Source organism: Paenibacillus sp. J23TS9, assembly GCF_018403225.1.
Taxonomy (GTDB): Bacteria; Bacillota; Bacilli; order Paenibacillales; family Paenibacillaceae; genus Paenibacillus_AQ.
The window spans coordinates 448,858-474,338 of sequence record NZ_BOSG01000001.1; the positions used below are offsets into that span (position 1 = coordinate 448,858).

A 25,481-nucleotide genomic window follows, 5' to 3' on the forward strand; every position below is an offset into this window, starting at 1 on the left:
TCGCAATAAGACATGATTGATACAGCTTAAATGATCCCGCTGGGCCTTTAGCTTGGGCGGGGTTTCTCTTTTACCGCTACTTTTTTTTGTGTTAAAATAGGAAGAATGAGAAATAATACGCATAGAATGATAAAAGACAGGTGTGGTGAAATGAAGCCTTTTATATATGATTTGAATTTGGATGATCTTCAGGAATGGGCAAAAGAAAACGGAGAATCCGCGTTTCGGGCCGGACAGATTTTTGACTGGCTTTACGTTAAGAGAGTTAATAATTTTCAGGAAATGACGAACCTTTCTAAAGAGCTTCGCCAGAAGCTGGAGGACCAGTTTGAGTTTGTAACCCTAAACGAAATTACCAAGCTCGAATCGAAGGATGGAACGGTTAAGTTCCTGTTTGGCCTGCATGATGAACATGCAATCGAAACGGTTATTATGAAGCACAGCTACGGGAACAGCATTTGCGTGACTACCCAGGTAGGCTGTCGCATCGGATGTACATTCTGCGCATCTACCCTTGGCGGGCTCAAGCGTAATCTGACAGCAGGCGAAATTGTTGCACAGGTAGTCCAGGCCCAAAAAATACTGGATCAAAGGGGCGAACGTGTCAGCAGCATTGTTATCATGGGCTCCGGCGAGCCGTTTGAGAATTATGAAGCTACGATGAAATTCCTTCGTATCATGATCCATGAGAAGGGTCTTAACATTGGCCAGCGGCATATTACCGTATCCACCAGCGGCATTGTTCCAAATATTTATAAATTCGCTAATGAGGATACCCAGATCAATCTGGCGATTTCCATTCATGCTCCGAATGACATGCTGCGTTCCAAGCTCATGCCGGTTAACCGCCGTTATCCTTTCGAGGACGTGATGGAATCCCTTCGATTCTATCTGGCTAAGACTGGCCGCCGCATCACTTTTGAATACGCCTTGATCGGCGGGGTAAATGATCAGCCGGAGCATGCGCTTGAGCTGGCCAACGTGCTGAAGGACATGCTTTGTCATGTCAATTTGATTCCGGTAAACCATGTGCCTGAGCGTAAATATATCCGGACATCACGTAATGATATTTTCAAGTTTCAGAAAGTACTCGCAGAAAACGGTGTGAATGTAACGATCCGCCGTGAACAAGGCCACGATATCGCGGCTGCATGCGGACAACTGCGTGCCAAGCATATGGAGTTGAGGTGAGAGAAACTTGATCAAAACAGTTCAGGCCAGTAACATCGGGCGGGTTCGAACGGTGAATGAGGACTCAGTCTGGATCGGTCAGCTTCCGCAAGGATACACCATCGGCATCGTTGCTGACGGTATGGGCGGCCATCAGGCTGGCGATACCGCGAGCAGGCTTGCCGTGGATACCATTGCGGGAGACCTGACCGCGCTGGAAGAGAACATGTCTGCCGAGGGTCTTAGCGCTGCGGTTAGTGATGCCATATTGCATGCCAATGATGTCATCTACAGCGAAGCATCCAAAAATGAAAAATATCACAACATGGGAACGACGGTTGAGGTGCTGCTGCTGCATGACGAGTCCGGAATTATTGGACATATCGGAGACAGCCGGGCTTACAAGATTATGAATGGTGAAGCCATTCAGCTTACGGAAGATCATACGCTTGTTAATGAGCTGTTTAAAAGCGGCCAGATAAGCCTCGAGGAAATGAAGACCCATCCGCGGCGCAATGTGATCATGCGCGCTTTGGGCACTGATCCCGAGGTATCTGTCGATCTGTATCCTGTCACACTATCTGCCGGAGAAGTACTCCTTTTATGCAGCGATGGACTCAGCAGTCTGGTTAGTGGCGATCACATCGCCCAAATTACCGGAATGCAGGACGTTCCGCTGAATGAACGGGCGGACCGACTTCTGCAGCTGGCACTTCTCGCCGGAGGCGATGACAACATTACCGTCGCCCTGTTTGAACTTCAAGATGAAGTCGCCGGGCAAAGTATAAAGGAGTGGGATTCATGATCGGACACGAATTGGGCGGCCGTTATGAAATTATTGAACGAATTGGCGGCGGCGGGATGGCTCTCGTCTACAAAGCCCATGATTTGCTACTGGGCCGCAACGTCGCTGTCAAGGTGCTGCGCCAGCAGTTTGTGCACGATGAGGAGTTTATCCGCCGCTTCCGCCGTGAGGCGCAATCGGCTGCTTCGCTCTCGCACCCTAACGTTGTCAGCATATACGATGTGGGTCAGGAAGACGAAGTTCATTATATCGTCATGGAGTACGTCGAAGGGCATAACCTGAACGAAATTATCAAGGAGCGGGCACCTCTGCAGATTGATGAGGCTGTGCGAATCGCATCCCAGATTTGTGATGCGCTCGATCATGCCCACCAAAATCAGATTATTCATAGGGATATTAAACCTCATAATATATTGATCGGGCGTAACGGCAGAGTGAAAGTAACGGATTTCGGGATTGCCCGTGCCGTAACCTCAACGACCATAACCCAGACCGGGTCTGTGATCGGTTCTGTACATTATTTCTCTCCGGAGCATGCCAAAGGTGTAGTTACCGGAGAAAAATCGGATTTATATTCACTTGGTATTGTACTGTATCAAATGCTGACGGCTAGCCTCCCGTTTCTTGGAGAAAGCCCGATCAGTGTCGCACTCAAGCATTTGCAGGAGGAGTTTGAAGAGCCGCGTGAAGTGAATCCTCTCATCCCGCAGAGTGTGGAAAATATTATTCTCAAATCGATGCGTAAAAATCCGCAGGAGCGTTACCAGAGTGCAAAAGAAATGCTGCAAGACCTGGAAACTTGCCTCCTGCCGGAGCGCAGAAACGAGAAGAAAATAGATTTTACGGATATCGATGATGAGGACCGCACGCGCGTCATTCCCGCGATTAAGCCGCAGCATATCGGGGCAAGTCCCGTACGATCCAGACCAGCGCCCGTGGCAGCTGACTCTGAGCGTGAGGAACGGCCGGCAGCTGCAGAGAAGCCTAAAAATTCCAAGGGGCGCCCTGCGCTGTGGATCGGCTTGACGCTGCTGCTTCTCTTGGCTATGGGGGGGCTGGCTTGGTACGTCACTCATGCACTCACGGTTCCGGATGTGAAGGTGCCGAGTGTCATCAATAAGACAGAGGATGTAGCCCGCTCCCAGCTAACTGCGCTTGGCCTTGTTGTGGATGAGAACGTAATCCGCAAATATAAGGAAGGTGTGGAGGAAGGAGTCGTGTTTGACCAAAGCAAGGATGAGGGAACCGAGGTCAAGAAGGGTTCCACCATTCAGCTTTCCGTCGGCGCGGCCAAGCCGAGCAAGCCAATGCCGGATGTCAAAGAATCTTCTTATGAACAAGCAGTAAAGACTTTGGTGGCTGCCGGATTTAAAGAGGTTAACATCAAACAGGATCCTCAGTTTAGCGATAAGCCGGTCAACACGGTCATTTCTCAGGATCCTGGGGCCAACTCCGATGTGGATCCGGAGATAGCTAAGGTCACTCTAACGGTAAGTAAGGGTCCGAATCAGGTGAAGATGCCAAGCCTGATCGATTTGACGCAGGATAAGGCGGTACAGAAGCTGAAAGCGAACGGCTTCACCTCAGATCCGACGATTGAGCAGGAAGCAAGCTACACCGTTGAAAAAGGTAAAGTAATCAAGCAGTGGCCGTACGACCCGGGCTCGGATGCGAATCCAGGAGACAAGGTTGTCTTGACTGTCAGCTCGGGATATCCGCCTGACGTGCTTAAATATACGTTTAATTTGCCGGTTGCCCCAACGGTCGAAGGGCAGAACACCAAGATCAGCATTGAATACAGCGATGCGCGTACCAGTGGCGAGCGCAAAGTGTGGGGCACGAAAACCATTAACTCAACGCAGGTATTCCCTGTGGATCTGGTGCTTTCCCCAACCGTTAACGGGATTGTAACGGTGAAACAGGACGGACAGATTTTCGACACCTATACGGTTACCTATGAAGATGCCAAGAATGGTACGGTGCCTGCAGTTACCCTTCCGGATAACAGTGGTAGCGATCCGGGATCTCAAGATGATAATGGTGACGGAAACCATGACGGCAATAATGATGAAACGGGTATGAATTTTCCTGGGAACGGGAACGGGAAGAATAATGGTAATCCAGGCAAGGGTAAAGGTAAGAACAAGGATAACCAAGCTGTAATATACAAACATGACCATTAAAGGTTCCGATGATTTGTTCGTGAGCCTGTCAGAGAAAGTGAGGCCTTTCATGTATGCCTGAAGGAGTGATCGTGAAGGCGTTAAGCGGATATTACTACGTCAAACCGCTCGAAAACGGAATGGCTGCTTCGGGAGGCGAGAACGCCGTCCAATGCAGAGGACGCGGCATTTTTAAGAAAAGAGGCGTGACTCCATTGGTTGGGGATCATGTTCTTTATTCCCATACGGAAAACGGGGAGGGCATGGTGGATGAGATTCTACCGCGCCGCTCTGAATTGATCCGTCCTCCTGTGGCCAACGTTGACTTGGCAGTTCTGGTATTTTCGGTGCGGGAGCCGGATCTAAACCTGCAGTTGCTCGATAAGTTTCTGGTCCACATTGAGCATTCGGGTCTGGATACAGTGATCTGTCTGACAAAGCATGATCTTCTGCCAGATGAAGCGGGTACTGAGAACCCGGCCGCTATAGTAAAAGCTTTGTATGAAAACATCGGTTATCAAGTGATCATATCAAGCTCACGCTTAGGGCTGGGAACGGATCTGCTGAAGGAAACATTGAAAGGCCAAATCAGTGTCTTTTCCGGTCAATCCGGTGTAGGCAAGTCGTCGCTTCTCAACCGGCTTGTGCCCGGGCTGGATCTTGAAACCAGCGCGATCAGCATGAGACTTGGCCGCGGGAAGCATACCACACGCCATGTGGAGTTGATTGAGCTGGAGCAGGGCGGGTTTGTAGCCGATACGCCAGGTTTTAGTCAGTTGGATTTTCTGGAACTGGGCGTGGAGGAACTGTCGACATGCTTCAGGGAGTTCTTCTCCTATGCGGAGAATTGCAAATTCCGGGGCTGCAGCCATACCCATGAACCGGGCTGTAAAGTGATCGAAGCAGTGGAAGAGGGAAAGATTGCAGCGAGCCGCTATGAGCATTATGTGTTGTTTTTAACGGAAATGAAAGATAAAAAGCGGAGGTATTAACGGAAATGATTAAAATAGCGCCATCGATATTGTCAGCGGATTTTGCCCAATTGGGCCAGGAAATTTCGATCGTGGAAGCAGCGGGAGCCGATTGGATCCACGTGGACGTGATGGACGGGCATTTTGTGCCCAACATCACACTGGGGCCGCCTATTGTCAGTGCCATTAAGCCGCATACGAGCCTGCCTCTGGACGTGCATTTGATGATTGATAAGCCGGAACAATATATCGCTGACTTTGCCAAGGCTGGCGCAGATCTGATTACTGTACATGCCGAAGCCTGTATTCATCTGCACCGCGTTATCCATCTGATCAAGGAGCATGGGGTGAAAGCAGGAATCGCTATTAATCCGGGAACACCGGCAGCAGTTATTCAAGAGGTTCTGGAGGATATCGATATGGTTCTGATCATGACGGTTAATCCGGGCTTCGGAGGACAAGCATTTATTCCGCGGGCAGTTCAGAAAGTGCGCCAAGTGCGTCAGTGGCTTAATGAAGCTTCTCTCTTCGATGTTCATATTGAAGTGGATGGCGGGATTACGAGCGAGACGGCGCCTTTGGTTGTAGAGGCTGGAGCAGATGTATTGGTTGCAGGAAGTGCCGTGTTCGGACAAAAGGACCGTGAAGCAGCGATTCAGGCCATTCGCAGCAGCGTACAAAACGGATAAATATATTGGGCGGGCTTCACTTGTCTGCCTGAGTCATAGGTCACGCATTTTGCGCATACATTGGTTACATGAGCAAGGTTCTCATGTAACCTTTTTTTGTCCGTTTTCTGTAGCAAACACGCTCAGGCATACCATACGTGATGACATGAGAATGATGGGGAGGGTGGAATGGAATATGAAATTTTACACATTTAAGCTGCCAAAGTTTTTGGGAGGATTCGTAAAAGCTATTTTAAACACATTTCATAAAAGCTGAAGACTCCTTATGGTATGCCGCTTAGTGCAATAAACCTCTGACGCAGGCGGCATGAAACCCCACCGAACAGGAACAAAGGCATTAAAAAAAGCACCTGCTGCAAACAAGGTGCTTTTTGCTTATATGCTATACTTAAGAAATAATCTCCCGCATGAAGCGGTCTTTCTACTGTGTAAGTAAAACGATACAAGTTTGTTTCTATTATACGCGGGTAACTTTACCTGCTTTGAGCGCACGAGTGCTCACATAAACGCGCTTTGGTTTGCCGTCAACAAGAATACGAACTTTTTGCACGTTCACACCCCAAGAACGACGGTTACGGTTGTTAGCGTGGGATACGTGGTTACCGCTTCCTGGCTTCTTGCCAGTCACATAACATTGGCGAGACATAGATTACACCTCCTTGTTCCAAACACCTGCATAAAACAATACTTGTATATAATATCACAGCAAAAAATGCTTCGTCAACCATCGTGCAAAAACATTTATTTCTCATGCTTCTTATAGTACAATGATGAATAGCCCATACTGGATTATCATGGGGTGTTTATATGTTTAATATAAGGGTTGAGCAAAATACGATTTTAGAACGCAAATGGCGAAACGAAAACGTGAATGATACGTATGTATAAGAACGCCAGTGGCTTAGGGATCAAGCTAGGAAGGGGATTTATCATTGAGTAAGCGTTCTTTGAATGGGACTGATTTTACCGCCATGGTATTGGCCGGTGCTGAAAAATTGCAGCAGCATGCAGAACATGTCAATTCCTTAAATGTGTTTCCGGTGCCTGATGGTGACACAGGGACTAATATGAACTTGACGATGAGTGCAGGTGTAACTGAGTTAAAAAGAAATAATTCCGAATCGATTGGACACAGTGCAGGTGTGTTGTCCAAAGGACTGCTGATGGGGGCACGCGGAAATTCCGGTGTAATCACATCACAGCTGTTCCGCGGTTTTGGACGTTATGCTGCGCCGTACAGCGAGCTGAATGCGATGCAATTTGCCGCTGCCCTGCAAACAGGTGTGGATGCTGCATATAAAGCTGTTGTAAAGCCGGTTGAAGGCACGATTTTGACAGTGGCAAAAGAGGCTGCCAAACATGCGGTTTACTATGCTCGTCGGACTAATGATATTACCGAATTGATGGAGCAGGTACTGCTTAAGGCGCAGGAAACACTCTCTCAGACTCCTGATATGCTGCCTGTTCTAAAGCAGGTAGGAGTAGTTGATTCAGGGGGGCAGGGACTTGTCTACATTTATGAAGGCTTCCTCCGCTACCTGCAAGGAGCGCTGAGCTCGCCTGATTATGTGGCTCAGCCAGCCGCAAGACAAGCATACGAGGTGAATGATCAGGAGACAGCGTCTGCAGCTGTAACGGGACCCGCTGCTTCTGTATTTGCTAACCGCCCTGAGCTTGCCCAATCCAAAATTGAAACAGAAGATATCGAATTTTTGTACGATATGGAATTTTTTATTAACCGTCAGCTTGGTGGCGTTACTGAGGCGCATTTTGATGAGGATCTATTCAGGAAAGCGCTATCAATTAATGGGGACTCCATTATTATTATTGCCGATGATGAACTGATCAAAGTGCATGTCCACTCCAAAGCTCCGGGAGAGGTGCTGAATCTTGCGCTTCGTTATGGTGAAATTACACAAATCCATATTTTGAATATGCGTGAACAGCATCGGGATCTTTTAACTACCGGTCTGGATATTGCTCCAATGCCCGAGCTCTTCGCTGAAATTCCAGTCGATCCCGTAGTGGATTCGCGGGAGCAGGCTCCGGCTACGCCTCCGGCGGATGAACTGGCACCGTATGGCTTTATCGCGGTGGCTTCCGGTCAGGGCATCGCGGATATTTTCAAAAGTCTCGGCGTGGATGCAGTGCTATCCGGCGGACAGACCATGAATCCGAGTACCGAGGATTTTGTCAATGCTATCGGATCCATTTCAGCACAGCATGTATATATTTTACCGAATAACTCCAACATTGTGCTGGCTGCTCAGCAGGCTGCAGAACTGCTTGAAGGCGAACGCAGTGTAACGGTTATTCCGAGCAAGAGCATTCCGCAAGGCATCGCTGCCGCTTTTGCCTTCTCCGAAGAGGAGACCCAGGACATCAACACGCACAATATGATGGACGCTGTTATGCGGATCAAGTCCGGACAGGTGACTTATTCGGTACGCGATACCCAGATCGATAATCTCGATATTAAAGCCGGTCAGTATATCGGCATCGAGAACTCGAAGATTGTTACTGCGGCTGAAGGACTTTTGGGCGCATGCCAGGAGCTTCTGTCGAAAATGCTTGTGAGCGGAGATGAAATCGTAACGGTGCTCGCTGGTGAAGAGACACAGTCTGAGATGACGGCTGAGCTGGCAGACTGGCTCGGCGAGAATTATCCGAATGCTGAGGTGGAAGTGCATCAAGGCGGACAGCCAGTTTATTATTATATTTTCTCTGTAGAATCCTAGATCATATTGAAAGAGAAACGAAGATTTAAATTGAACTAATATAGTTAAATCAGTTAAAGGAGGCCACTCGCATGACCCATGCGGTAATTGTGACGGACAGCACCTCTGACATACCTGAAGAGCTGGTCAGCAAGTATGATATTCATGTCGTACCGCTTCGCCTGATGTTTGGTGAAGAAACCTTTCAAGACGGCGTGGATATCTCAGCTGAAGCGTTCTACAAAAGGCTTGTTCAGTCGGAGCAGCTGCCTACCACGTCGCAGGCTTCCCCTGCCGATTATATGCAAGTCTATGAGAATATTATGACTCAGCATCCCGGCAGCCCGATTATCTCACTTCATATTTCGTCGGGACTGAGCGGCACATACCAATCGGCGGTCCTGGCCAAATCACTGATGGAGGATCCCCCGGAAATTACGGTAGTAGATTCCAAATCAGCCTCCTACGGTTTCGGTCTACTGGTTGTGCATGCAGCCCGGCTTGCCGCTGAAGGCCAAAGCGTGGATGAGATCCTTTCATCCGTAGAAAAAATGCGTCAGCAGCGCAAGCTCTATTTTCTCGTAGATACTTTGGAGTATTTGCAAAAAGGAGGGCGGATCGGCAAAGCGGCTGCCATCATCGGTAACCTGCTGAACATTAAGCCGATCCTGTCCATTGATGAAGAAGGCATTATATATGCAGTGGAAAAAGTTAGAGGCCGCAAAAAGGCAATAGCCCGCATGATTGAACGGTTTCAGGAGGATCTGGGCGGGATACAAAACATTAACGTGGCAGTAGGCCATACGGCAGACCCGGCTTCAGCCGATCCGGTACTGGAAGAGCTTTCCCGGCATTACAGCCTGGGTGAAGTCGTGCTCACCAATGTCGGTCCGGTTGTCGGCACCCATGTGGGACCCGGGACTTTGGCCGTATTTATATGGCCAGCTTAAAATGAGGGATGGAAATGAGTCTTAGTTTGGATCAAATTTCAATCCGGCAGGTGCGCGGCGTGAGTGCTCTCAAAGAAGGAGAGCTTCACGCCTTTGGCATCTCTACGGTGAAAGAGCTGCTGGAGTATTACCCTTTTCGATATGAAGATTATCGTCTGCGTACACTTAGTGAAGTCAAAGACGGAGATAAAATAACGATACAAGCCAAAATCATGGGTATTCCTGTGCTGCAGCGCTTCGGGCGGAAATCGAGATTATCCTGCAAGATGATGGCAGAGCAGTGGATGTTTACGGCGACATGGTTCAACAGGCACTTCCTGCGTGATCAATTGACAAGCGGCAGAGAAATTGTGCTGGTGGGCAAATGGGATCAGCGGAGAATGCAGCTGACCGTGTCTGAATCGGAATTTCCGGACCAGGGAGCCTGGCGCAGCGGTACGCTGCAGCCGGTCTACTCCGTCGGGGGGAAAATAACGCAGTCTTGGATGCGGAAGACGATGGGTCAGGCACTTACCCAATACGGAGAAATGATCCCGGAGATTCTGCCGCAAACGATTATGCAAAAGTATCATTTTATGCCGCGCAAGCAGGCGATTGCTACCATCCACCAGCCCCAGGATACACGCGAAGGATCACAGGGGCGGGAACGGATGGTTTATGAGGAATTGTTTTTGTTCCAGCTAAAAATGCAGGCTTACCGGGCACTTAACCGCAGCCGGATGGATGGGATTGTGCATACCGTGGACAACAAGACGATGCGGGAGTTTGTACGGAGCCTTCCCTTTGAACTGACGGATGCGCAAAAAAAAGTGGAGCTGGAAATTTTGCAGGATATGCGTTCTCCTTACTGTATGAACCGGCTGCTGCAGGGCGATGTAGGTTCAGGGAAAACCGTGATTGCGGCGATCGCTCTGTATGGCGCGGTCCGTTCCGGGTTCCAGGGAGCTCTGATGGTTCCTACGGAAATCCTGGCCGAGCAGCATATGCGTTCCTTGCAAAAGCTGTTTGAACCGTTCGGTATCTCTGTGGGTCTTTTGACAGGCAGCGTAAACGGGCGGAAAAGGAAAGATTTGCTGGGTTCGCTGCAAATGGGTATGACCGATATTGTGGTGGGAACACATGCATTGATTCAGGAGGATGTGTTCTTCCGCCAACTGGGTCTGGTCGTTACGGATGAACAGCATCGCTTCGGTGTTAATCAACGCAGCATTTTGCGGCGGAAGGGCTATAATCCGGATGTACTGACCATGACGGCTACTCCGATTCCGCGGACGCTGGCGATTACGGCTTTCGGGGATATGGATGTCTCGACGTTATCAGAACGTCCAAAAGGGCGGATTCCGATTACGACATATTGGGTCAAGCATGACATGATGGACCGTGTGCTCGGTTTCATTTCCAAAGAGATCGACCAGGGAAGACAGGCCTATCTCATTTGTCCTTTAATCGAGGAATCCGAGAAGCTGGATGTACAAAACGCGATTGACCTGCATATTCAGATGCAGCAGGCTTTTCCGAAATATCGGGTTGGTTTGCTGCATGGCCGGATGACGCCGGCCGAGAAGGAAGAAGTAATGCGCTCCTTTAATGAAAATGAAGTTCAACTGCTGGTGTCTACTACCGTTGTAGAGGTCGGTGTGGATGTGCCCAATGCGACGCTGATGATCATCATGGATGCTGACCGTTTCGGCCTGTCCCAGCTGCATCAGCTGCGCGGCCGGGTAGGCCGGGGGCAGCATGCCTCCTACTGTATACTCATTGCCGATCCAAAGTCTGAAGTTGGACAGGAACGCATGAATGTCATGACGGAGACTGACGATGGCTTCGAAGTGTCGCGCCGGGATCTGGATCTTAGAGGTCCGGGTGATTTTTTCGGGACGAAGCAAAGCGGGCTCCCGGAGTTTCGGCTTGCAGATATGGTCAGCGATTTTGAAGTTCTGGAGAAGGCGCGGGATGATGCGTCACAACTGGTGGGGGATCATATTTTCTGGACTTCACCAGCGTTTGCCGCCTTGAGGGAATATCTTCAGCAGGAACAGATTTTTCAAGGAGATTTGGTAGATTAGGCACTTGGGACAGGCACCCCGTCATATACTTAGTTGAATTGGAATTTGACGGGAGGTGCCAATGTTTTGGGTTATCAGCAGTATGGAATTAGTCCTGCACTCGTGGCTAGAATCAAGCAAAAAATGAAAAATCCTGCGACCAAGGAACGGATCAAAGGAATCATTGAAGGTGTCAGTAAGTATGATCTTCAGGATCCAGCAAAGGTTCAGCGCCTGGTCAAATCAGCGACGGGAGTATTGAAGGAGAATTTATCACAAGCCGAGGAGCAGCAGATCGTACGCTTTGTGGTGGCTCAGAAGATTGATCCGAATAATACATTTCATTTAATCAAGCTTTGGGGCATGTTCCGTTGATCGTACGAGTGAATAATGAAAAAATGGATGGGATCTTTAGGGAGAATACCGCTGCGGTATCTCCTTAAAGGTCTTTTTTTTATACAGAAAGACCTTCAGCTTGCATAGTTCGCGCTTTCTCGGTCAAAAATAAGACAGGTGAAAGGAAGCCGTTTTTCTGGAGCCGGCAGCTGCCCACGAATGACGAGCTGAATCGAGATAGCCGGAAAAGATCTGATTAACATTATGTAAACTGGTTTAAGTAATACGTGTTACATTCATCATTACTTTACTGGAGGTCTTACGCATGAAAAAATGGATGACACTGGGGTTAACATTGCTGTTGGTATTTGCGCTGAGCGCTTGCGGCAGCAAGACCAACAACAACACTGCGAATAATTCGGCTTCTTCGGGCGGTACTGGCACGGGTGCCGGGGGAACTCAGGAAATTAAAGTTACAGCAACGAATTTCCAGTTTGAACCTGCCGAGATTAAAGTTAAAAAAGGCGATAAGGTCAAAATTACGCTTGTCAATAAAGAAGGTGCACACGGTTTGGAAATCCCAGACTTCAAGGTAAACCTGCAAAAGGATGGTTCCGCTGAATTCACAGCGGATGCAGCAGGAGAACATGAATTCCATTGCTCCGTTATGTGCGGTGCCGGCCATGACAACATGGTGGGTAAAATCATTGTAGAATAAGCATTTTAATTATCACACGTAAGGACAGTAAAATACCGCCTATATCCTCAATTGAGGCTATCTGGCGGTATTTTGCGTTGCATTTGTAGATGTAGGCTATAGTTACAACGAGCTCTTTTCAATACAAAGCGGAGAATCATTTTTAACCGAATTCACCGTACTGCTTACCGGATAAGCTTCCATTTCACTGGCGGGATAAGGAATCAGAAGCTGTTGCAGTTCCTCTGTATCTGCGGTTCCCCGTTCGATCCAGCGCAGCTCGTCCTCTGGACGAAGGATAACAGGCATTCGGTCATGAATCGGCTCCATCAGCGAATTCGGCCGGGTTGTGATGACGGTGCAGGTCGCAAGCTTGCTTCCATCCTCGCGGACCCAAATATCATACAGTCCAGCCATGCTGAACAATTCGCTGCTTTTCAGCTTGATCCGGTAGGGTCGCTTTCCGTTACCTGTCTTTTGCCATTCATAAAATCCATCTGCTGGAATGAGACATCTTTTCCGTTCGAAGGGCAGCCTGTAGGCCGGCTTTTCAAGCAGCGTTTCGCTCCGTGCATTGATCATGCGGCTGCCCATGGTGCTGTCTTTGGCCCAGGAAGGCACCAATCCCCATTTCAGCTCACCGAGCCGGAGACGGCTTCCGTCATGAATAATGGATAGAACCATCTGTGTCGGCGCAATATTATATTGCGGGTGATGATAGGGTACGGAATGTCCGGGATCCATCTCATACCGCAGCATAAGTTCCTCCAGCGATACAATCAGTGTAAAACGCCCACACATGCGGCATCAGCCCTCCTTGGCTGGCTGCCGGCACTTTTCTAATGCTCCTAAAGCACAGAAGACCGAGCAGCCTTATGATATCCAGTGTACCGCTATATTTCGCTTTCCGCCACTGCGCCGATGATTTGATCCATGCGGATCCATTCAGGACCTTCGCCATCATTTCCGTCCCACCGGATCTGCCGCCGGGAGGCGTCGATCCGGAGTACATGCCCCGTAAGCTGTATATCTGCGGGTTCGTCAAACAGGGTGATCGTAACCGGTGAACCGCTGTACCATGCTGCCGCCATCACTCTGGTCATTTCCTCCTCGGCCTGAGGATCAATGAGCGGCGGATGGCGGTGTACCAGATGCTGCTGATGCTGGATATATGCTTCCCGGTGCTCGGGCAGCATCATCCGCGATGATTCAAACAGCCCGTTGCCTTGCAATTTTTTGCTCATTTATAGTGGCCTCCAATTCGAAGAGAGCGTTCCTGCGCTTGGCCGGAATCCTGAAGTGAGGAAGCGCGGAGAATGGCGGTTTCGCCAAACCTACGCTTGATACCGTCCGTGGCCCGCTCCAGCTCCCGCTTCCGGTCACGGTCTCCGAACAGCGTCAGCTGAACGAGGGAATCCGCGCTGAGATCGGATAAGGAGATGCCGATTTTACGGACTGGAAGTCCGTTCCAGTGCCGATGAAACAAAAGGCAGGCCGCGCTGTAAATTTCATCGGTTATATTGGTGGGGTCAGAAAGCTTCATTTGTCTGGAAAAGCCGGTGGGGCGGTCATAGTCTGCCCCTTGGCATCCTACGCTGACGACGAAACCCATCAGTCCCTTTTCCCGGCAGCGCCGGCCGACCTGCTCGCACAGCTCCAGCAGCACGACCCGAAGTTCTTTCCAGTCTGTATAGTCACGCGGAAGTGTCATTTGATGTCCTACGCCCTTTTGCTGCTGGAGCTGGCTATGAGGTGTGACAGGGGAAGAATCCATGCCGCGGGCAATGCGCCACAGCACCTCGCCGTTCACGCCCCAGCGCTCAGTCAGCCGGGGCAGCGGCGTTTGCGCCAGATCTCCGATGGTGTGGATACCCATCTTGAATAAGTGGCGGGTCATCCGCGAGCCGACCATGAACATTTCATGTACAGGCTTTTCCCACAGGTCTTTGGCCAACTCCTCACGCTTCAGTGTGTAGATGCCTTCCTTGTTCTTTTTGGCAAAAATATCGCAGGCCATTTTACTGAGAACCTTGCAATCGCTGATTCCTACCCGTACATAAATGCCGGTTTCATACTTTACCTGATGCTGAATCCGGCGTGCGATTTCATCCGGGCTGCCAAACAATCCGAGACTGCCGGTGACATCCAGATGTTGTTCATCAATGCTGTAAGGCTCCACAAGATCGGTGAAGGATTGCAGAATTTCCGTGATATGCAGAGATACACGGATATATTCGGCCATCCGCGGGCGGACGACAATCAGATGCGGGCATTTGCGCAGCGCATCCCCGAGGCGCTCGGCCGTTGTCACCCCAAATTTCTTGGCAAGCGGGCATGCGGCAAGAATGATGCCTGAGCGGCGGGCAGGATCCCCGGATACGACTAAAGGCTTGCCCTCATATTCGGGATGGGCAGCCTTCTCGACGCTGGCATAAAAGGACTGGCAGTCAGCCAGCATAATGACACGGTTTTTTGCCTTGACCATGGGACTCGCTCCTTATCATTTCACAATTGCAGGAACACATGTTCTTATTATTATTAGCATAACGGAGAAATATTCTATTTTCAACCGGAATTATTTGCAAAAAAGGCTTATCCGCGGTTTGAATTTCTGAGATCATCAACCATATTCCTAGTTATAAAGGAGCGCAAACCAACTGGGGCCTACTTTAATAGTACCCGGATAGTCATACCAATTATATCCATATATATCCATTTAATAAACATCCGGGACTGTTTGTCCCGTCCGGGACTCTCTCCTTATTTTTTGAAAAATGCGATTTTCGGAAAACGTTGTAGTGGCGCGGTTTTTCGCTGCTGCTTTATCGGACTATAGTATCAATTTTGTAATCTTTATGGATAAAGATGTTAAAACGACCACAACTTTAGCAATTTTTCGACGTATACATAACCAGTTGTCGCTTCGGCCAAGGGAAGATACCGCTGCTTAACTACCCATGCAGACGTCAGTGCTGAAGTTCGGCCACTGCCGTTTTTTTGTTTCTGAGACATCAGCGGGATAGGTCGCCAGGTTCTGAAAAATCCTTCCAGCAGCCTAGTTTACAGATTGCTAATCTTCGTTAAAAATTAAGTTATGACAAAAAACGAGAATGCCGGGCCAAGAAGAGGCCAAGCAAAATAGAGGTGAGAACTTTCAGGCGATGATCAAACGTAGAATACTATTCATCTGGATCACAGCAGCCGCCGTTCTCATTGCCGGAGGAGTTGTTGCCGGATTTACGGTGAACAGCTCGTCGGTGACGGCATACAAAGATCAGGATGGAACTAAATTCACATTTAAGACCCAGAGCGACCGTTTTATGCGATATGACAAGGATGGGAACTGGAAGGAAATGTTTGTAAAAGGCGTGAACCTGGGTGCTACGGTTCCCGGACATTTTCCGGGAGAGCTTCCGGCTACTGAAGAGGATTACCTGCGCTGGTTCAAGCAGATCGATGAAATGGGGGCAAACGTCATCCGTGTCTACACCGTGCATCAGCCCGTGTTTTACTCGGCGCTTGTGAAATACAACAAGGATAAAGGCGACGATCCTTTGTATTTCATGCAGGGCATCTGGTCCCCGGAGGAAGAGCTGATAGAACGTCAGGATGCCTATGCGGAAGATATCAGCAAGCAGTTCAATGCTGAAATAAAGAAGGCAGTGGCTGCGGTATATGGTGATGTCGACGTGCCGCAGAAGCAGGGAGCATCCAGCGGAGATTACACAACAAATGCAGGCAAGTATTTGATGGCTTGGCATGTAGGGACCGAATGGGATCCGGAGATGGTCAAGAACACCAATAAGAAACACAGCAACGTTCCGGTGTACAAGGGTGAATATTTCTCGGGTACCCAGGATGCCTCTCCTTTTGAAAGCTGGCTCGCAGGACTGCTTGACTACACTGCACAGCAGGAGAAGCACTACGGATGGGAGCATCCCGTGACATTTACAAACTGGGTCACCACCGATGTGCTCAGCCATCCGGGAGAACCGCTGTTTGAAGAGGATATGGTGAGTGTGGATGCCAGACATGTCCAGCCGACGGGCTGGAAAGGCGGATATTTCGCCGCATATCATGTGTATCCTTATTACCCGGATTTTTTCCGGACGGATTCCACGCTGCAGACGATCAAGGATAAGCAGGGTGACTTCAATACCTACAAAGTTTATCTGCGGCAGCTGAAGGCCAAGTTCAAGGACATGCCGATCATGGTCACTGAATATGGGGTGCCATCTTCTGTGGGGATTTCCCACTTTGGTGCCGGCGGCAGGGATCAGGGCGGGCATAACGAGCAGGAGCAGGGAGAAATTGATGCTTCGCTCACCCGGGATATTTATGACGAAGGTTATGCGGGAGCCATTTTGTTCATGTGGCAGGATGAATGGTTTAAAAAAACTTGGAATACTATGCCGTTTGAAATACCGGCCGACCGCCGCTCCTATTGGATCAACGTGCTGACCAACGAGAAGTTATTCGGGGTTCTTGGTATGCTTCCAGGTAAGGAAAAGCAGATTACGATCGATGGCAAGCTGAACGATTGGGATGGTCTGGCACAGAACGAAGTCAAACACTGGCAAGGAAAAGTTCCAGGCATTCAGGACATGAGGATTACGCATGACGAGGGGTACCTTTACCTGGGAATCCAGTTGGATAAAAACTTTGATCCGAAAACCTCCAAGCTGTATATCGGTGCTGATACGATTGCGGGCGGGAATGAGCCTTCCGCATTACAGCTTCCAGGCAAAAAGCTGGGAGGAGGAGCGCCAGAAGCGCTGATCGAAATCGGAAAAGACAAGGAAACACAGGTAGAGATTGCGGCTGACTATGATTTTCATACAAGGCTGTACGGCAAGGACGGCTATTGGATGCTGCCGGAGACGACAAAAGGGCAGGATACACCATTCCATCCATGGAAGCTGGCGATCAGCCTGCAGATGAATCCGCCGGATACGCGCTTCGCACATCCGTTTATCGATAAAACAGTAGGAACTTTGAAAAGGGGGACAACGGACCGCAGCAAGGCCCAGTTTGACTCTCTAACTTCTTGGCAGTACAGCGGTAATGTGATAGAGATGCGCATTCCTTGGATGCTTCTGGGCTTTTCCGATCCGAGCTCACTTCAGGTTATCGATTACAGTCCGCTCAAGGAAGGCCGGTCATTCAGCAGCGTCAAAACGGATGGCATCCGGCTGATCCCTTGGATTGTCGAGAATGGAAGCACGGCGGGCTGGCCTGGAGGGACGGCGGAGACGATGGACGTCAACGATATTCCTCCCTATACATGGAAGCCGTGGGACACGGTTCATTACAGCGAGCAGCTGAAGCAAAGCTATTACACGATGAAAGATCTGTACAGCCATATCGAATGAAATAACAAAAAGGCTTTCCAAATATACAGACCGCGTTTAGCGGAAACTTTTCTTGCCATTTAGGATAGGAAGAATTCATTCGAAGGAGAATTTTGCAATAGTCCAATGGGCGAGTGGCATTGGATTATCGCAAAACCCTGAAGGGAGGAAACTGCAACATGTTCTCGCATTTAATGGTCGCATATATATTTATCTATATATGCCTCGGACTGATTGGCTTGGGAATTATACTTCTGTTCCAGATGAAAATCTCACATAACAAAGAACAGCAGCGCAGAGAAATGTATGAGCAAAAGCATCATGATTACTTTATGTATATCCAGGCTCATATTGAGGATAAGGGGGCGCTCCGGCTGCCCCCGGGTAAGCTGAAGCCGCTAGAGCGCAAGGTAATTCAGGATAAATACATGGAATGGATTGAGCAGTTTAAAGGAGAATACCGCACACATCTGATCCAGCTCTGCAGAGACGCGGGATTCGTGGAAGCTGACCTGAAAGGACTGCGCAGCTTCCGCTTTGGACGCCGACTTGAGGCGGCTTATCGTCTCGGGGGCATGCGTGCCGAAGAAGCTGTGCCGGACCTGCTGCAGATGCTGCAGAAAGGCAAATACACCTCGCTTTCCATTGTTATTGCACGTTCCATTGCCAAGAGTGCAGAAAACGACGAGGATGTCCTTACAATGTTGAGGAGCTTACTGTCTCACGGGAAGCCGATCCATCATTTGGCAGCAGATATTATGCTGGAAACAGGGCTGGATGCGAGCAGCATTCTGATGAAGCTGCTGGATGATTCGGACCCGGCTCTCGTCAAGGTGGGGCTGGTAGCCATGTGGGGACAGGCTGTTCCCGAAGTTATGCCTGTTCTGGGAAGACTGGTTGGCTCCGAAGAGAAGGATGTTCGCGCCGAGGCGGTCAAGCTGTATCTCAGCTCGAACCCTGCGCTTAAGGATGAGACCATTGTCCAGCTGATGAGCGACCGCGACTGGGAGGTTCGGGCCGCAGCTGCCAAAGCGCTGGGTCCACTGCATGCTGCGGGGAGCATACCGCTTCTGGTCAAGTCACTTCAGGATGCAAACTGGAGAGTGCGGCATAACAGTGCCGAGAGCTTGGCAGCACTTGGCGAAGCTGGATTTGAAGCCCTGTGCCAGGCCGCGCTCAGCGGAGCAGGAATCCAGCGCGAGGCCGCATTGCAGCGCATTGAGCTTGTAATGGAGAAGGTAGAGGAGCATAGTGCAATTGAACAAATGGTGGCCTACAACAAAAAGCGGCTTATTCACGACCGTTATTTTGGAGTGAAACAGCCGGTTAGACGAGTGACTGGCGTAGCTGCGGTAGGAGGGGATTACACTGCTTAGAGAAACATTACTTGTTTACGGCATGGTTGCGATTTATTATGTCATGATCGTTAATATTCTGTATTTTGCGATTATGGGATTGTCATACCGTAACATCTCAACGATATTCAGAAGATCCAAGTATTCCAGCTATAATACGCTTTCTGGCTCCGAGCTGGTGCCATCGGTGTCGCTGCTGGTTCCGGCCTATAATGAAGAGCTGACGATTATCGAGAATGTGTACTGCCTGATGACGCTGAATTATCCGAATTACGAGGTTATCGTGATCAATGACGGCTCAAGCGACGAGACGCTGTCTGTTCTAATCGCGGAATTCAAGCTTGAAAAGATGTCCAATCCGGAAATCAGGGGGACCATCGAAACGAATGAAATGAGAGGCATTTATCACAATCCCGATTATCCACAGCTGTTTATTATAGATAAAGAAAATGGAGGCAAGGCGGATTCGCTGAATGCCGGCATCAACTTTTCACATTATCCGCTGATATCTTCCATTGATGCTGATTCGCTTCTGGAGAAGGATGCACTGATCCGGATGGCCCGCATGTATATGGAAAATCCGGAGGAGATGGTGGCGATCGGCGGCGATGTCCGCATAGCGAACGGCTGCCTGATCGAGAATGGTGCGGTAAAAAAAGTTTCGCTGCCGCGGAAAATATGGCCGATGTTTCAGTCTATCGAATACTTAAAAGCATTTCTAGGCGGACGGATTGGCTGGAGTCATATAAATGGTCTTGTTATCGTCTCTGGAGCCTTTGGGCTGTTCCGCAAGGACTATGTCATTGCCGTCGGTGGTTACCGGGGCGGTTATCCCGGTGAAGACATGAACATTATTATCAAGCTCCACCGGTATATGCTAAGCCACAAGCTGCCGTATAAAGTAGCCTTTTGTCCCGAGGCGGTTTGCTGGACCCAGGCTCCTGATTCATACAAAATCATCTCCAACCAACGGATGCGCTGGGGCCGGGGAAATCTCAAAAACATGATCGAGAACCGCGGGATGCTATTTAATCCAAAGTATAAGGTCATGGGTATGATCACGATGCCGTACAACGTTTTATTTGAAACATTTAACCCTTATTTTAGAATCACGGGCCTGTTGGCTCTGATAGGATATACGCTTTTGGATATGACGCATTGGCGCATACTGCTTACTTTCTTTCTTCTGAACTTCCTGAGCGGCTATCTGCTGAGTGTGGGTGCCATTATTTTGGAGGAGATTGCTTTCCGCAGGTTCAAGAAACTTTCCGATCTATGGAAAATGCTGCTCTTCTCCGCCCTCAAATTTGCTGGCTACCATCAGCTTGGCGTTATATGGCGTGTACAAGGCCATATTCAGTATCTCCGGAAAAACAATTCCTGGGGAGCGATGACAAGACAAAGCTGGAAGGAAGAAAGCGAGACTGCCTAACCGGCGTGATTCATTATTCATAACTAATTCTTTGAAAGGTGGGAATTGATAATGCCCCAATCCGTAACATTGCAGCGCGAACAGAAAACCGACGTGTATCACAATCTCGGAGAACGTCTTAAGGAGACCTCCCGGGAGCTTTGCGGAATCATGTTTCTGTACTGCAGCGGCAATCCTCCACAGCTGGAGAGCCGGGTGCGCGACTTTCTGCAGCATGAATCCGGGTTGGAAATTGAAGTGCTGAAAGACAGCTCCACGCAAACACTTGCGATTCTGCTGCCGGGATTCACACTCGATGCGACCCATTACCAGGCGCTGCTGCTCAAGCAGTATTTACAGGAAACTATGGAGGATGCTGATCCGCGGATCACATTGACCGTTTTCCCGGGACAAGTTGATCCTACGCCGGGGGTACTGAAGCAGATGGCCGAGTCAACCAGGCTCAGCACATCATCGGACATTCATATTTTCACCAAAGAAGAAGCCATCCAGGAGCCTGGACGCATTCTTATAGTCGATAATGACGATACCATCCGCGAGTTCTTGACCATTCGCCTCAAAATGCAGGGATTTGAAACCCTCGAGGCGCTTGACGGCACATCGGCTCTGGAGCTGATTGAGAAGTGGGAGCCGGATCTGGTGCTGACAGAGCTTAATCTCTACGGCATTGACGGATTGCCCTTTATCCACCAAATCCAGCAGCTGCCGGTAGAGAATACGCCTAAAATTGTCGTTCTGACCGAACAACGGGTGGAGCGAACCATTAGCCAGTGCTTTAAAAACGGCGTTGACGACTATGTAACCAAACCTTTTTCTCCGGTCGAGCTGGATGCCCGAATACACCGGTGTTTTCACTAAATAATCATCCGCTTTAAGCGCATAACCAAACTACATCATATGGAGGTTGAAGCTAGTGAATCAGGAATATGAACAACTGTTGAGTGGAATTGAGAATAAGAAAGCTGTATTGGGTGTTGTAGGTCTGGGATATGTCGGACTTCCGCTTGCTGTCGAAATGGTCAAGCAGGGATTTACAGTCATCGGGATTGACGTGGATCCGTCCAAAATCGAACAAATATACCATGGGGAATCGTATATTACCGACATCTCTTCGGAAGAGCTCAAGGCATGTGTGGCCAGCGGCCGTTTCAAGCCAACAACGGATTACAGCATGATTACTGTCATTGATGCACTCAGTATCTGTGTTCCGACTCCGCTCAGCGAGAACCAGGATCCGGACACTTCCTATATTACAAGCGTGGTTGATCAGATTAAGATGCATATGAAAAAAGGAATTCTCATCACGCTGGAAAGCACCACGTATCCAGGAACCACCGAGGAATTGATTCAGGAAAAAATCGAGGAGCTTGGTTTCCAGGTAGGTGAGGATTTCTTCCTTTGCTTCTCGCCTGAGCGCGTCGATCCTTCCAATGTACGCTTCAATACATTCAATACCCCTAAAGTTATCGGGGGAACAACGCAGGCCTGCCTGACTCTCGGTACCGCTCTTTATTCGAAATATGTGGAAAAGGTTGTACCGGTCACATCACCAAAGGTTGCTGAAATGTCCAAATTGCTTGAAAATACATTCCGCAGTGTCAACATCGCGTTCATTAACGAAATGGCAATGATGTGCGACCGCATGGGCATCGATATCTGGGAAGTCATTGATGCGGCTGCAACGAAGCCGTTTGGCTTCATGCCGTTCTACCCAGGTCCGGGAATCGGCGGACACTGCATCCCGCTGGATCCGATGTATCTTTCCTGGAAAGCCAAGGGCTTCCGGTTCTACAGTAAATTTATTGAGCTGGCGCAGTCCACCAATGACAATATGCCATATTACGTAATTAACAAAACATCCACCATTTTGAATGAATATGCCAAGTCCATCAAAAAATCATCCATTCTGGTGCTGGGTATGGCATATAAGCCAGACATCAGCGATTTGCGCGAGTCTCCGGCGCTTGAGGTATATGAACTGTACAAAGAGAACGGAGCCAATGTTGAATACTATGATCCGCATGCTGTCAGCTTCCGTGACAAGCATGGGGAGACCGTTCACAGCGTAGCCTATGATCTGGCGAAGTTCAAGACCTATGATTGCATTGTTCTGACCACAAACCACAGTGGACTGGATTACGGCGAGATCGCAGCCATGGGCGTACCGATTTTGGATACACGTAATGCGTTCAGCAGCTTCAACGAGCCGCATATTTATAAAATCGGACATTCGGTTCAGCATATTGAAGAGCCAAACATGGCATTGATTGTATAAAACCAAAAGGAGGGGAAGGATGGGAGCGTTATTGGCAAAAGCAAAAGCGAAACCTAGCATCGTCCTGGTCGTCTGCTGCCTGCTGCTCCTGCCCTTCCTGTTTAAATCATCTTCCATGGAAGAACAAAAAGCGACCTGGCTGTGGGATGCCTCATTGATTGAAAATCCGGGAACGGTTCTTGACTTCTGCAAGGAGCAGGGAGTTAACGTTATTTTCCTGCAGATACAAAAAAATGTGGAAGCGGAGCAGTACAGGAAGTTCATCAGCGAAGCCCATCAGGAGGATATTTCAGTCCACGCACTGGATGGAAAGCCGCAATGGGCGTATCAGGAACAGCAAACGGAAGCGGATCAATTTATGGACTGGGTTCTTGATTATAACCGTAAGGCATCGCCGGAGGAACGCTTTGCTGGAATTCAGCTTGATGTCGAACCCTATCAGCTGAAGCGGTGGGAGCGTGACCAGACCGGCGTGGTAAATGAATGGAGCCGCAATATGGAGGAATGGACAAATAAAGGCCGAAATGGCGGGCTCTATATGAGTGCAGCTGTGCCGTTCTGGCTGGGGAAAATTGAAGCCGATGACAGCAGCGGCAGTTTGAGCCGCTGGATGCTGGGCCGGTTTGATGCCTTGGCCGTCATGTCATACCGTGACAGTGGTCAAAAAATGGTCGATTTGTCCAAGGAAATGCTGAATGAAGCTGACCAGCTGGGGAAATCCGTCTGGATCGGCATGGAGCTGGGAGATACGAAGGAAGGAGATCATGTGAGCTTCTTCGGCAAATCTCTTCCCGTCATGGAGGAAGAGATGAAGCAGGTATACCGGCTCGGCGATTCCTATTCTTCCTTTGCGGGACTGGCAGTGCATCACTATGAAGCCTGGCATGAAAAAATAGCTTCGGCAGATCCGAAGCAGGAGCAAAGCAGCATGAGAAACTGACATCAGGACAAATGGCAAAGGCGCATTCTATGAGCATTCATAGGATGCGCCTTTTTAATTGTCATCATCCGAGGTCAGACTGATTCCCAGGTAAACGCAAAGCTCGGAAGCCGTCTCCGCTTTTACATAGGACCACAGCATGAAAAACCGCCGCTGATAACCCCGGCATAAATACAGAGCTTCAATGCCTTTCGTATTGCGGTTTTCCTCATACACCCGAATACCGCGGTTTCGCATATCCTTCCGGATGGCTGTGAGCCGGTAAATGACTCTGTTTTGCACACCGGATAGCCCGCGGATATAGACATCAGGCAGCTTCAGGGCAAGGGTACCCAGCGTGCGGATATCCCGCTCCAGTACATCCAGCAGGATAACATGCAGCAGATAGGTTTTGACCAGCAGCGTGTCTTCTTCGGCCGGGGCAGGGGGAAGGGATGATGCTTTCATGGGAGCACTTCCTTGACTACAGGAATAAGAATACAGAACGTATGTTCTATTTATATTCATGTTACGTGAAAAGTATGTATGATAGCAAGGGCTAAATCACTGGAAATGATGCCTGATCTTTCTGGTATAATAAATATGTAATTGGCAGCCCGAGCCAACAGCATTTTATATCAGTATCGGGGGGAGGATATCATATGATATTGCATAAAGGGGAAATATTATTCCACCAGGGTGACGGCGGAGAATATTTATACCAGATCAAGAGTGGGCTTTTTAAAGTCACGCGTCTTCACGAAAATGGAAATATGGTACTTTTTAATATATTGTATGCCGGGGAAACGGTGCCGCATCATTCGCTGATTACCCCCAAGGAAGCTCATGGAACGGCGATAGCCCTGATGCGAAGCGAAGTAGAGAGAATTCCGGCTGAAGAGTGGTACCGCGATGTGAGAGAGAGTCCGGAGAAGGCGCTTGAAATCGCGCTCCTGCTTCAGGAGAAGGTTCGTTTTATGCAAAAAAGGCTGGATCATCTGACGGTAGGGACACCCGCAGAGCGTCTTGAGCTTTTGTCCGAGTGGCTGGATGATTATTCGCATGGCGTTCATTTTACCGAGCTGTTGACACAGGAGGAGATTGGTCAATTGATCGGAGTGCGGCGAGAAACTATAAACCGCTTGCTGAGGGGGCATTAATATGTTGCATCATGTGGAGCTCAATGTATCGGATTTGCGGCGCAGCCGGGAGTTCTGGGAATGGTTTCTGAGCTGGCTTGGCTATGATATTTTCCAGGAATGGGAGCATGGGTTCAGCTTCAAGCAGGGGGAGACCTACCTGGTATTTGTGCAGACGGAAGAACGATTTAAGGACGCTACATACCACCGGAAGGCAACTGGACTCAATCATTTGGCTTTTCATGCAGAGTCGAGCAGTCAGATCGATGAGATGGCCAACATACTTAAGCAAAAAGGCATACCAGTCTTGTATGAGGATAAATATCCTTATGCTGGCGGCCCGGAGCATTATGCAGTGTTTTTTGAGGATCCGGACCGGATCAAGGTGGAGCTTGCCTGCGGGGTCTAGGGGCTTGCCGGGTCGAATTACATCTGAATATCGATAAGCGGTAGTGGGGGTCCCGTCAG

The 25,481-nt window shown here is 49.3% G+C and carries 24 protein-coding genes; 19 read left to right on the forward strand and 5 right to left on the reverse strand.

The genetic code is table 11. The annotated features are described in order from the left end of the window. The first annotated feature begins 150 nt into the window (after positions 1–150). The 6 genes from rlmN to spoVM all read left to right on the forward strand — a co-directional run bounded on the left by rlmN (position 151) and on the right by spoVM (position 6,053). Positions 151–1,191: a dual-specificity RNA methyltransferase RlmN gene (gene rlmN / locus KJS65_RS02150; RefSeq protein WP_136606390.1), complete on the forward strand. Its 1,041-nt coding sequence runs from the start codon at positions 151–153 to the stop codon at positions 1,189–1,191. Positions 1,192–1,198: 7 nt separating this feature from the next. After that, entirely contained in the window at positions 1,199–1,975 is a 777-nt protein-coding gene (locus KJS65_RS02155; protein ID WP_213648368.1) for a Stp1/IreP family PP2C-type Ser/Thr phosphatase, read from the forward strand. Further along, on the forward strand, positions 1,972–4,158 hold the full coding sequence (gene pknB / locus KJS65_RS02160) for a Stk1 family PASTA domain-containing Ser/Thr kinase (RefSeq protein ID WP_213648369.1): 2,187 nt from the start codon (positions 1,972–1,974) through the stop codon (positions 4,156–4,158). Before KJS65_RS02155 ends, pknB begins: the two co-directional genes overlap by 4 nt. Before the next feature lie 53 nt (positions 4,159–4,211). Next, positions 4,212–5,129, forward strand: coding sequence for a ribosome small subunit-dependent GTPase A (gene rsgA / locus KJS65_RS02165; RefSeq protein ID WP_213648370.1), 918 nt, complete (start codon positions 4,212–4,214; stop codon positions 5,127–5,129). Between the two features lie 5 nt (positions 5,130–5,134). Further along, positions 5,135–5,797, forward strand: coding sequence for a ribulose-phosphate 3-epimerase (gene rpe, locus KJS65_RS02170; protein WP_213648371.1), 663 nt, complete (start codon positions 5,135–5,137; stop codon positions 5,795–5,797). A gap of 175 nt (positions 5,798–5,972) precedes the next feature. After that, the gene (gene spoVM, locus KJS65_RS02175) at positions 5,973–6,053 is read left to right on the forward strand and encodes a stage V sporulation protein SpoVM (RefSeq protein WP_034273235.1); all 81 of its coding nucleotides are present in this window, start codon (positions 5,973–5,975) and stop codon (positions 6,051–6,053) included. 201 nt (positions 6,054–6,254) lie between these two features. Here spoVM and rpmB read toward each other — a convergent pair whose 3' ends face one another. Further along, the gene (rpmB, locus tag KJS65_RS02180; RefSeq protein WP_136606385.1) at positions 6,255–6,443 is read right to left on the reverse strand and encodes a 50S ribosomal protein L28; all 189 of its coding nucleotides are present in this window, start codon (positions 6,441–6,443) and stop codon (positions 6,255–6,257) included. A 286-nt stretch (positions 6,444–6,729) separates the two neighbouring features. Between rpmB and KJS65_RS02185 the strand changes: the two genes are divergently transcribed. From KJS65_RS02185 to KJS65_RS02205, 5 genes are all read left to right on the forward strand, one after another. Further along, positions 6,730–8,535: a DAK2 domain-containing protein gene (locus KJS65_RS02185; protein ID WP_213648372.1), complete on the forward strand. Its 1,806-nt coding sequence runs from the start codon at positions 6,730–6,732 to the stop codon at positions 8,533–8,535. A gap of 71 nt (positions 8,536–8,606) precedes the next feature. Then, entirely contained in the window at positions 8,607–9,464 is an 858-nt protein-coding gene (locus KJS65_RS02190; protein ID WP_213648373.1) for a DegV family protein, read from the forward strand. Positions 9,465–9,478: 14 nt separating this feature from the next. Beyond that, positions 9,479–11,530 carry an ATP-dependent DNA helicase RecG gene (gene recG, locus KJS65_RS02195; RefSeq protein ID WP_213648374.1) on the forward strand — a complete coding sequence of 684 codons (2,052 nt, stop codon included), beginning with the start codon at positions 9,479–9,481 and terminating at the stop codon, positions 11,528–11,530. Between the two features lie 66 nt (positions 11,531–11,596). Next, on the forward strand, positions 11,597–11,884 hold the full coding sequence (locus KJS65_RS02200; RefSeq protein ID WP_136607032.1) for a stage VI sporulation protein F: 288 nt from the start codon (positions 11,597–11,599) through the stop codon (positions 11,882–11,884). Between the two features lie 286 nt (positions 11,885–12,170). Then, entirely contained in the window at positions 12,171–12,563 is a 393-nt protein-coding gene (locus KJS65_RS02205; protein WP_213648375.1) for a cupredoxin domain-containing protein, read from the forward strand. Between the two features lie 102 nt (positions 12,564–12,665). Here the strand turns inward: KJS65_RS02205 and KJS65_RS02210 are convergent, their stop codons facing one another. The 3 genes from KJS65_RS02210 to KJS65_RS02220 form a co-directional block, all read right to left on the reverse strand. Continuing rightward, positions 12,666–13,343: an SOS response-associated peptidase gene (locus tag KJS65_RS02210; protein WP_213648376.1), complete on the reverse strand. Its 678-nt coding sequence runs from the start codon at positions 13,341–13,343 to the stop codon at positions 12,666–12,668. A gap of 92 nt (positions 13,344–13,435) precedes the next feature. Then, positions 13,436–13,786: a YolD-like family protein gene (locus KJS65_RS02215; protein WP_213648377.1), complete on the reverse strand. Its 351-nt coding sequence runs from the start codon at positions 13,784–13,786 to the stop codon at positions 13,436–13,438. Beyond that, a complete protein-coding gene (locus KJS65_RS02220; RefSeq protein ID WP_213648378.1) occupies positions 13,783–15,027 on the reverse strand; it encodes a DNA polymerase IV in 1,245 nt (414 codons plus the stop codon). The genes KJS65_RS02215 and KJS65_RS02220 overlap by 4 nt, the downstream gene beginning before the upstream one ends. A gap of 676 nt (positions 15,028–15,703) precedes the next feature. Here KJS65_RS02220 and KJS65_RS02225 point away from each other — a divergent pair. From KJS65_RS02225 to KJS65_RS02250, 6 genes are all read left to right on the forward strand, one after another. After that, positions 15,704–17,914 (forward strand): hypothetical protein, encoded by a 2,211-nt coding sequence (locus tag KJS65_RS02225; protein ID WP_213648379.1) that lies wholly within the window; start codon positions 15,704–15,706, stop codon positions 17,912–17,914. A gap of 158 nt (positions 17,915–18,072) precedes the next feature. Next, on the forward strand, positions 18,073–19,269 hold the full coding sequence (locus KJS65_RS02230) for a HEAT repeat domain-containing protein (RefSeq protein WP_213648380.1): 1,197 nt from the start codon (positions 18,073–18,075) through the stop codon (positions 19,267–19,269). A 43-nt stretch (positions 19,270–19,312) separates the two neighbouring features. Beyond that, complete coding sequence (locus KJS65_RS02235; RefSeq protein WP_213648381.1) at positions 19,313–20,680, forward strand: glycosyltransferase family 2 protein; 1,368 nt, start codon at positions 19,313–19,315, stop codon at positions 20,678–20,680. A gap of 51 nt (positions 20,681–20,731) precedes the next feature. Continuing rightward, a complete protein-coding gene (locus KJS65_RS02240) occupies positions 20,732–21,538 on the forward strand; it encodes a response regulator (RefSeq protein ID WP_213648382.1) in 807 nt (268 codons plus the stop codon). Positions 21,539–21,593: 55 nt separating this feature from the next. Then, positions 21,594–22,955, forward strand: a complete 1,362-nt coding sequence (locus tag KJS65_RS02245) for a nucleotide sugar dehydrogenase (RefSeq protein WP_213648383.1) — start codon at positions 21,594–21,596, stop codon at positions 22,953–22,955. Between the two features lie 19 nt (positions 22,956–22,974). Then, the gene (locus KJS65_RS02250) at positions 22,975–23,895 is read left to right on the forward strand and encodes a hypothetical protein (RefSeq protein WP_213648384.1); all 921 of its coding nucleotides are present in this window, start codon (positions 22,975–22,977) and stop codon (positions 23,893–23,895) included. 54 nt (positions 23,896–23,949) lie between these two features. Here KJS65_RS02250 and KJS65_RS02255 read toward each other — a convergent pair whose 3' ends face one another. Then, entirely contained in the window at positions 23,950–24,342 is a 393-nt protein-coding gene (locus KJS65_RS02255) for a YhjD family protein (protein WP_213648385.1), read from the reverse strand. Between the two features lie 194 nt (positions 24,343–24,536). On the opposite strand from KJS65_RS02255, the gene KJS65_RS02260 reads away from it, so the two are divergent. Then, complete coding sequence (locus tag KJS65_RS02260; protein ID WP_213648386.1) at positions 24,537–25,034, forward strand: Crp/Fnr family transcriptional regulator; 498 nt, start codon at positions 24,537–24,539, stop codon at positions 25,032–25,034. 1 nt (position 25,035) lies between these two features. Further along, the gene (locus KJS65_RS02265; RefSeq protein ID WP_213648387.1) at positions 25,036–25,422 is read left to right on the forward strand and encodes a VOC family protein; all 387 of its coding nucleotides are present in this window, start codon (positions 25,036–25,038) and stop codon (positions 25,420–25,422) included. Positions 25,423–25,481 lie beyond the last annotated feature (59 nt).